This window comes from Pseudorhodobacter sp. (genome assembly GCF_030452865.1).
Classification (GTDB): domain Bacteria; phylum Pseudomonadota; class Alphaproteobacteria; order Rhodobacterales; family Rhodobacteraceae; genus Pseudorhodobacter.
The window spans coordinates 1-8,098 of record NZ_JAKDLJ010000143.1; the positions used below are offsets into that span (position 1 = coordinate 1).

Below are 8,098 nucleotides of genomic sequence, written 5' to 3' on the forward strand. Positions count from 1 at the left end.
GCGCGCGTCGCGATGTTGCATACATTTCTTTGGGTGCTGCGGGCCGGGCAAGAACGTCGCCGGGTTTTGATTTATGGTGCTGGCCGCACCGGCATGCAGTTGCAGGCAGCATTGCGGTCCCACCACAGCATCCAACCCGTTGGATATGTTGACGACAATCCGGCCTTGCAGTCCATGTCTGCGGGCGGGTTGCACATCTACAGTTCGGAAAAGATCGTCGAACTGACCACGCGGCTGGATGTAGATCGCATCCTGTTGGCGATGCCATCGATTCCCAAGGCCAAGTTGGCGCAGATTGCGCGCAAGTTGCAGATGATGGGTCTGACCGTGATGTCGGTGCCTTCCTTCGCGCAAATTGTCGGGGTGGAACAGCTTGTCGATGCATTGGCACCGGTGGAACCCGACACATTCCTTGGCCGCTCGCGGTTCGAGAACCGAATTCCCTTGGGCGGCGACGCCTATCGCGGACGCAATGTTCTGGTGTCAGGTGCCGGGGGATCGGTCGGCTCCGCGCTCTGCCACCAGCTTTTGCACAGCCGCCCGGCCTGCATCGTGCTGTTCGAGATGAGCGAGATTGCCCTTTACACCATCGAGCGCAAACTCAGCGAACTTGCCAAATGCACCGACACCCGCATCGTCGCGGTGCTTGGTTCCGTTACCGACAGTCGCATGGCGCGGATGGTCATGGCAGATCATGATATCGAAATTGTCTTTCATGCCGCAGCCTATAAACATGTGCCAATGGTGGAGGCGAACCCGATTCCAGGGCTGGCCAATAATGTCCTTGGCACGCGCATCCTTGGCGATGCGGCAGATGAACACGGCGTTCGAAAGTTCGTTCTGGTTTCAACAGACAAGGCAGTGCGCCCAACAAACGTGATGGGCGCGTCAAAGCGCCTCGCGGAACTGGTGGTGCAAGATCTCGCCAAACGCTCGACGGGTACGGTGTTTTCGATAGTCCGCTTTGGCAATGTCCTCGGGTCTTCCGGCTCCGTGATTCCGCTTTTCAAGGAACAGATCGCCAAAGGCGGCCCGGTCACTCTGACGCATGATGACGTAACCCGCTATTTCATGACATTGCACGAAGCGGCGGCTTTGGTGCTGCTGGCAGGTTCCTATTCTGACGCGGAAAAGGGCGGCGATGTCTTCGTGCTGGACATGGGGGAGCCGGTCCGCATCCGCGATCTCGCGCGGCAAATGGTGGAGGTTGCTGGATTGACCGTTCGCGACGCCGAACACCCGGATGGAGAGATTGAAATCGCGGTGACCGGTCTGCGCCCCGGCGAAAAGCTGCATGAGGAATTGCTGATCGGTGAGGGCATGCTCACAACGCCCCATCCAAAAATTCTGCGCGCGCTAGAAGCAAGCCTGACAGAGTTCGAAATGGCAACTGCGCTGCGCGCCTTGCGCACCGCAATCGCAAACGGCTCCACCCTAGATGCCCATGCGGTGATAAATACCTATGTCGAGGGCTACTGTCCGCCGCAACAGGTGGCAGCGGCGCAATAGTTGCGCTTGAAAAATGCCGAAAGTCGCTTGCATCATTGTGAATGATCATTCCTTCATCATAATGTGACGCAAAATGAATGAGGCGCAGATGCAGCAAAAATCAGCAAAGCGAAGCGGCACGCGCGCGGCGCGGCGGCCCATTGTCGGGGGTGCCGCGATCATTGCCGGTATGTTTTTGGCGGCACCATTTGGCCTCGCCGAAACCAAGCCGTCGCTAAACCTTTATGGCGTCACCGGGTTGATCGACATGCCGTCTGGTGAAGCGCAACCGGATGGATACCTGACCGCAACCTCCAGCCATTTTGGCGCGATCAGCCGCAGTACGCTGTCATTCCAGATCACGCCCAGAATCTCTGCCAGCTTCCGCTTTCTTGGCATCCGCAACTGGAACAAAACCGCGCTGTGCCAGCCGAACTGCACCACCGGCATTGATCAGTTTGATACCTACTACGACCGCAGTTTTGATCTTCGCTTCAAGGTGCTGAACGAAAGCCGCTATTTGCCGGCGATCACCATCGGTTTGCAGGATTTCGCGGGCACGGGCGTTCTGTCAGGCGAATATGTCGCGGCAACCAAGAACCTGACACCGAATGTCAAAGTCACCGCCGGGCTTGGCTGGGGCCGACTTGCCAGCCACGGCAGCATCGGCGCGCCGTTCGGCACCCGCCCGCCCATTGTGATCGGACAGGGTGGCAATTTCAACGTCAAACAGTGGTTTCGTGGTGATGCCGCCCCCTTCGCCGGGGTGGAGTGGAAGATCAACAATAACTGGACGTTCAAAGGTGAGTATTCGTCGGACAATTACACCGAGGAAGCGGGAAAGCGCAGCACGTTCAAACACAAAAGCCCGTTCAACTTCGGGGTGGAGTATCAGCCAAGCGACAGCTACCGCGTCGGCGCCTACTACATGTATGGCAGCACCGTCGGCATTGCAGGCCAAATTTTCATCAACCCGAAACAGAGGCCCAGCGGCCTGTCTGAGCGCGCACCCTATCCGATCAAGCCACGTCCCAACCGCGCGTCCGCGCCCGATGAATACACCACCGAATGGACCGAGCAGGCCGATGTCGGCAATATCCTGCGCGAAAATCTGGGCAAACGCCTGAAAGACGATGGCATCATCGTCGAATCTTTGGGCTTTTCCGCCAATACGGTGCAGGTGCGCATCCGCAACACCCGCTATCTGAACAACGCCGAAGCCATCGGACGCACCGCGCGCGCGCTGACCGAGTTGATGCCCGCATCAGTAGAAACCTTCGAAGTGGTGCCGCTGGCGAATGGCGTTCCTGCATCCCGCGTCAGTGTGCAGCGCAGCGATCTGGAGGCGTTGGAATTTTCCCCGGATGCTATTGCGCAGATGCGCGCGCGGACCACTATCACTGGCGCGCCGCTTTCTGCCGCCGATCAGACACGCGCGCCCGGTCTTTACCCGGATTTCACCTGGTCTATCGGCCCCAACGTGCGGCTTCGCTTCTTTGACCAGAAGTCGCCCTTCAAGGGTGACCTCGGGATCCGCGCGACCGCGCGGTATCAGATTGCGCCAGGCCTGGCATTGGAGGGCGAAGTCACGCAGCGGGTCATTGGCAATCTGAAAGATCGGCCACCGCTGCCCGACCGCGGGCGTTTGCAGCCTGTCCGCTCCGCCGTTTTCTACTATGACCGCGAAGGCGATCTCGCGATTGAAAAACTGGCGTTGCATTGGCACAGCAAACTTGCACCCGATGTTTATACCCGCGTCTCGCTTGGATATCTCGAACGGATGTTCGGCGGTATCTCAACCGAAGTGCTGTGGAAACCGACAGGAAGTCGCTGGGCATTGGGCGCGGAGTTGGATTATGTCAAACAACGCTCCCCCGACCAACGCTTCGGATTTTCCTTGCCGCAAGCGATGTATGAAACCGATAGTGGCCCGAAAGCGGGGGCGAGCAGCTACAGCGTGCTGACCGGGCATGTTTCGGCCTATTACAAGATTTCAGACGGCTTTCACGCGCAACTGGACGTTGGCAAGTATCTTGCGGGCGATGTGGGGGCAACGTTCTCGCTGGATCGGGAATTTGCCAACGGATGGCGCATAGGTGCCTTTGCCACCAAGACCAATGTGTCCTCCAAGGATTTCGGCAGCGGCTCTTTTGACAAAGGCATCAAGATCGTGATTCCGCTCAACTGGGGTATCGGCAGCCCGTCACGCAAGACTTTTACCACCACGCTGCGCCCGTTTGGCCGGGATGGCGGCGCAAGGTTGGAAGTCGACGGCAGGCTTTATGATTCGGTCAGGGGGTATCACGCACCGGAACTCGACACCCAATTCGGAAGGTTCTGGAAATGACGCCCCGCTATCGGTTTTCAACCGCACTTCTGTTCGGCTTTACCGCGCTTGCGGTTGCGGCCTGCGGCTCCAACAAGGATGCGCTGCAATCCTTAAATGCCGCCAAAAGCATCAGCTCTGCGCTTCTCAGCCCGCTGAAGGGCAAATCCAAAGCATCGCCCGCCCGCCTGACCCGTACCGATCTCGACAGTATTGTAACGCCGGTTGACGTTGTGACCCTCGAAAGTGATGGCGCGCAAGGCGTGATTGCCAAGATTGCCAGCAATAACGGTGTTGAAACCTGGTCCTCGGTGGATAACCGGACGCTTGCGCTACGCGACCGGGTTCTGGTCGGAACGCGCGGGCTGACCGACGATCTGATGTCGGCATCTGTTCCGACGCCTCAACAGCTGTCCCGTGATGGCACCGGTTTTCAACGGATTCATACGACGTTGACCGGCGATGACCAACCGCTCATTCAGCGTTTCGACTGCACTGTGGCGGCTATGGGGCCGGAGACAACGATTTTCTTTGAACGCAGCTACCAAACGCGGCATTTTCGGGAATCCTGCACAGGCAGTTCCATCCGGTTCGCAAACGATTATTGGTTCGATTTCGGCGGAAGGTTGCGCCAATCGCGGCAATGGGTCAGTACCGGGGTGGGATTTGTGGTGATTCAGCATCTGTTGAAGTGATTTTACCTTTTTTGGGGTTTCGCGAACCACGCCACCATGTTAAATCTGGTCGAGAGTTTTTCGAATTACACTATGGAGAATACGCAATGAAAAAGATCGCTTCCGTAATCGCAGCTTCGGCACTGCTCGCATCGTCCTCGCTCGCTTTCGCAGGCGGCCCCATTGCCGTGGTGGATGACCAGCAACCCATCGTTGTTGTTGCAAACCCCAGTTCATCGGCTGGCAGCCTTGGTGGCAGCACCGGCGCAGCAATCGCTGCAGCGATTGTCGTTGTCGCAGCAGCAGCCGCTCTGTCGAACTCTGGCAGCCACTGATATTTATTGCGGTCAGCCCACTGAACCGCACAGCAGGCCCGCTTTTTGCGGGCCTTTTGCGTTGTGCGTCGCCTAGAATTTCATCGGCAGTACCCCGCGCGACCTCACGGTGTTTCAACCCGAACCTGAAACACGACTTTTGCAAAATCGCAATTGGTTTGATCGTGAACCATGGCGCAGGATCGTGTGAGCGGAAGTCGAAATGCTCTGATGCAGCGCTACAACATCGGTAGAGCACAACAAACCGGCCCAAATGACGCATATAATTGACCTTTTGCTTCGGCTCTGGACCCGTATCTCCAACACGGAAATCGGATTGACAGCGGCTGGAATCGCGTTCTTTGGCTTTCTTGCGATTTTCCCGGCGTTAGCCGCCGTCATCGCGATCTGGGGCTTTGCCGCTGACCCTGGGGCAGTACAGACCCAGTTGGATCTGGTGGAGAATTACCTGCCGGGGCAGGCCTATGATCTGCTTTACGGGCAAGTGCAGCGGATTCTAGCAACAACAAGCCGGGAGCTTGGCTTCACGACGGCCCTGTCTGCGTTATTTGCCCTTTGGTCGGCGCGGGCCGGCGTCGGCGCGTTGATTTCCGGACTGAATACTGTCTATGGCCTGCCCGCCCGCAGCGGCATCCGCCATTTGTTACGGGCGTTCCTGTTGACGTTGACGCTGCTCGGTCTCGTTATCGCCGCGATGACGCTTGCGGTCGTAGCACCTTTGGTCATTCAATTTCTTCCATTGGGGCAGGAAGCCGCGGATTTGCTGCGCGCGGCGAACTTTGGCGTTGGCATGTTGCTCGTGCTGTTCAGCATCGCTTTGGCCTATCGGCTTGGGCCGAACCGCAAAAAACAAAAAGTTCGCCCGCGCTTGCTGACTCCGGGTCTGTTTCTGGCCGTGGTGCTTTGGGCGGCAGTGTCGCGCGGGTTGGTGATTTATCTGGGCAATTTTGCCAATTACAATCAGATTTACGGCTCCATCGGTGCCGTTGTCGCGTTGTTGATGTGGTTTTACCTCTCGGCCTACGCAATTCTGCTGGGCGCGGCAGTCGACGCCGAGTTGCAGGGAAAGCCACAACCGAAACCAAACAACGCGCCTGAAATCGATGTGCAGACATTGAAACGGCGTCAGTAATCCTTCTCAACGAAGACGCCGATACCCGCCTCGCCATCGGCACCTACTGACCCGCGCACCGTCACATTCTTTTTCAGGTCGAGGTTGAGGTTGATCTTGCTACGCCCGGCCTGATCCACCTCTACCTCAGTGTAGACCCGTTTGGAGATGTACTTCCCTGCCTTGACCGAGACATTTCCGGCCGCATCGGTTCCAATGTCCAGGTCATCCAACCCGAAGCCTTTGCGCAATTTGCTGACGATTCCTTCGCCGCCTTTTCCGGCCAGCGTTGCCACCGCAGAGGCAAGCTGTGCGGCCTGAAACGCGGATATTCTGTCTAGCCCACGGTCGAACAACAGATGCGCCAACACCTCCTCCTGCGGCAGATCGGGGGAGGAGGTGAAGCTGATCTTCGGGTCATCCGCCCGTCCTTCAACGATCACCGAGGTGGTCACGCCATCGCCTTGATTGGTCGCAACGATATTGATCGTCGGGATCAAGTCACCTTGCAGCGAAAGCGTGGCGGTTGTCAGCACAAGGCGCTTGCCCAGAATGTCGATGCGGCCCCGGATCAATTCGAACGATCCGCTTGGAATGACAGTATCGGTGGTTCCCCGAAGGGTCACGCTGCCACCCAATTCCGCATCAATCCCGCGACCGCGCAGGAAAACCCGTGACGGTGCATTGATCGCAATGTCCAGCCCGAAAGGCCGCGCCGGGTTTGCCCGCCCCGATGCGTTGCCGCTGTCAAGCAGTCCGGCCTTGGCCCGCGTATTGCGCACGGGGGCGCTCTCATTCCGGTGTTTCAGGCCGGGAAGTGAGCCGACGGCGCTGAACCCGGTGGTCGGAACGCGCAGTTCCGCCTGACTGACCCGCACCTCACCACCGATCTGTGCGCCCCCCGTCAACGGGCCTTGCACGGTCAACCCGGCATTCAACGTGACCTCATACAGATCGGGGTCTTTGACGGTAACGCCCCGCAAGTCCACCCGCAGATCGGCCTGATTGGGTGAGGTTAGCCCGATGCTGCCCGCAACCGTCAACTCCCCCCCCGTGGTGGGCGCTGCCTGCACGTTGATCCGCGCTGCACTGCCGCCAAGAGTGGCCGTCGCCGCAATGCCTTGCAGCCCGAATGGCAGCCTTGGCGCGGAAAAACGCCCGTTGCTTAGCTTGGCCGTCCCGGAAAGCGAGGACAGCGCAAGTGGCCCGTTCAGCCGCAGATCAAACTGCGTTTGGCCCGAAATCGCGCGTTGCCCCAGAAACACGTCTGCAAGTGCGGCCTGCGCCGACCCTTTGATATCAAGGTCGGCAGACCTGAAACCAGGTGCGATCCGGCCAGAGACGGTCGCATCAATGCCACCGGGACCGGTCCCTTTCAGGTCAAGTGCCAGACCGTCGCTGCTTTCCACAGCACTGCCCGAAACCGTTACGGGGCCAGAAAAATCCGGAACCAGAAGTGCAATATTCGCCAGCCGTGCCTCCAACTGAACCCGACGCTGGTTTTCGGTGACGGTGCCGGTTGCGCTCGCGCGAAGTTGCGGGTTTTCAATTGTGGCTTTTTCAATCTCCAACTTGCCGTCACGGAAATTCGCCGCCGCCTCCAATGTGCTTTCGCCCGCCAGTACCCGGTTGGCAGAAGTGTTGCCGACCGCAAGATTGCTCGCCACCCCCGAAACAGTTACCCGTCCGGCGGTAAGGGTTCCGGCGGCATGAGCCTTCGCGCGCAAACTTCCCGCATACCCCGGCCCCAAGGGCGCAATGTTCGGTAACGCAATATTCGCGGTGATATCGCTGCCAACGGGGTCATAAAAGCCAACCGCATCGGCGTTGATCTGAGGATTGCTGATCACCGCCTTTTCGATCTCAAGGCGTTTGTCGCGCAAACTCACTGCCACGGAAAGCGTACTTTGGCCGCCAATCACGGCATCCACCTGCTGTTGCCCGATTTTCAGATCCGTCCCGATACCGTCCAGCGTAATGCGGCCTTGGCTTGGCGTGCCGCTGAAGCTGGCATCCGCTGTAAGGCTGCCGCCATATTTCGCGCCCAAAGCGGACAAGTCACCAAAGCGCAGCTTGCCTTTCAGGTCGCTGCCATCGCTTGCCAGAGAACCCGACAGGTTGGCCGTCAACTGTTGTGCGGCCACGTTCAGCTTGCGCAGAAAGG

6 protein-coding genes are annotated in these 8,098 nt (G+C 58.5%); 5 read left to right on the forward strand and 1 reads right to left on the reverse strand.

Annotated elements, in window-relative coordinates; all coding sequences use genetic code 11:
• From L0H65_RS09995 to L0H65_RS10015, 5 genes are all read left to right on the forward strand, one after another.
• On the forward strand, positions 1-1,509 hold a 1,509-nt coding region (locus L0H65_RS09995; RefSeq protein WP_301458730.1), incomplete at its 5' end, for a nucleoside-diphosphate sugar epimerase/dehydratase.
• Positions 1,510-1,597: 88 nt separating this feature from the next.
• Positions 1,598-3,835 carry a YjbH domain-containing protein gene (locus tag L0H65_RS10000; protein WP_301458731.1) on the forward strand — a complete coding sequence of 746 codons (2,238 nt, stop codon included), beginning with the start codon at positions 1,598-1,600 and terminating at the stop codon, positions 3,833-3,835.
• Positions 3,832-4,509: a YjbF family lipoprotein gene (locus tag L0H65_RS10005; protein ID WP_301458732.1), complete on the forward strand. Its 678-nt coding sequence runs from the start codon at positions 3,832-3,834 to the stop codon at positions 4,507-4,509. The genes L0H65_RS10000 and L0H65_RS10005 overlap by 4 nt, the downstream gene beginning before the upstream one ends.
• An 86-nt stretch (positions 4,510-4,595) precedes the next feature.
• The gene (locus tag L0H65_RS10010; RefSeq protein WP_301458733.1) at positions 4,596-4,823 is read left to right on the forward strand and encodes a hypothetical protein; all 228 of its coding nucleotides are present in this window, start codon (positions 4,596-4,598) and stop codon (positions 4,821-4,823) included.
• Between the two features lie 253 nt (positions 4,824-5,076).
• Positions 5,077-5,955: a YihY/virulence factor BrkB family protein gene (locus L0H65_RS10015; RefSeq protein WP_301458734.1), complete on the forward strand. Its 879-nt coding sequence runs from the start codon at positions 5,077-5,079 to the stop codon at positions 5,953-5,955.
• On the opposite strand, the gene L0H65_RS10020 is transcribed toward L0H65_RS10015, so the two are convergent.
• Positions 5,949-8,098 (reverse strand): translocation/assembly module TamB domain-containing protein (locus tag L0H65_RS10020; RefSeq protein ID WP_301458735.1); only part of this gene is annotated, 2,150 nt, incomplete at its 5' end. The genes L0H65_RS10015 and L0H65_RS10020 overlap by 7 nt on opposite strands.